This is a genomic window from Maribacter litoralis (assembly GCF_003075045.1).
GTDB classification, from domain to species: Bacteria; Bacteroidota; Bacteroidia; order Flavobacteriales; family Flavobacteriaceae; genus Maribacter; species Maribacter litoralis.
The window spans coordinates 1-924 of the sequence record NZ_QCZD01000019.1; the positions used below are offsets into that span (position 1 = coordinate 1).

General features: G+C 38.0%; 1 protein-coding gene. It reads right to left on the bottom strand.

Annotated features, from left to right (window positions below):
* Positions 1 to 895 (bottom strand): conjugative transposon protein TraM (gene traM / locus DCS95_RS20090; RefSeq protein WP_116772578.1); only part of this gene is annotated, 895 nt, incomplete at its 3' end.
* Between the last annotated feature and the right edge of the window lie 29 nt (positions 896 to 924).

A 924-nucleotide genomic window follows, 5' to 3' on the forward strand; every position in this document is an offset into this window, starting at 1 on the left:
TCAATACCGTAACTTTTACGTTTCGGTTGTTACGTCTGAGTACTTTGGATATACCACCAACTTGTGGTACGGTGGGAATGTTGATATCGCCAATAATATCGTCCAAGACTTCGGTGGTGGCTTCAGCTCGAAAATTGTTCTCGACATAAATGCCCTCACTACCATCTGACAAATCGAATGCTTTGAGTTTAGTAGGATGGTGCTTTATATTTTCAATTTCAATTAAAGCTCGATTGGGCTGAAAGCTGATAAACCCAAAAATTGGTGTGTTATTCGGCATCTGCTTACCATTTATTATTGCAGGTTTGGTAAGGCGCATTCGTAATCTGGTATTCGCTTTGACTATTTGGTCGCCATCTACTACTACGTAAATTGTTTCATCAGTATTACCGATGATTGAAAACTCGTTGGGTTTTGGCGATGCGGCAAAGAACAATTGATGTTCTAAGCCTAATTCTTTGGCTTCAATTTTTTGTTCTCGTTTGATTTCTGATGAATCGATTTGTTTTGTGCTTTTTTGAGCAACTTTTCTCTGTCCCAGATTTTGATAGCGTTTTTCAGAATATCGAATTTTGCCAGCATCGTAAATACTATCCACAATACGTTCTTTTTCACGTTCGGGCAAATCTGGGTCGTAAAAGCCCAACGAGTCTATAAGCTTTTCATCATAGATGCTGGGTGCGTTATTTTCACGCACTTCCTTTAAATCATTGATGGCATCCAGTTTAGAATCGTACTCTTTTTGGTTTTCCTCTAAATCGGGAATTAATGTTTGTTGTAGGCTTTCGTTCTCGCTATCATCATCGCCCATTACCATTACGGAATAGGAAATAAGGAATATGAAAATCACCGCCAATACTGTTGCAAATACTATTTTGTTCTTTTCTACTTTCATAATCTTGGTTTTTTAAATGCCGATTTTCG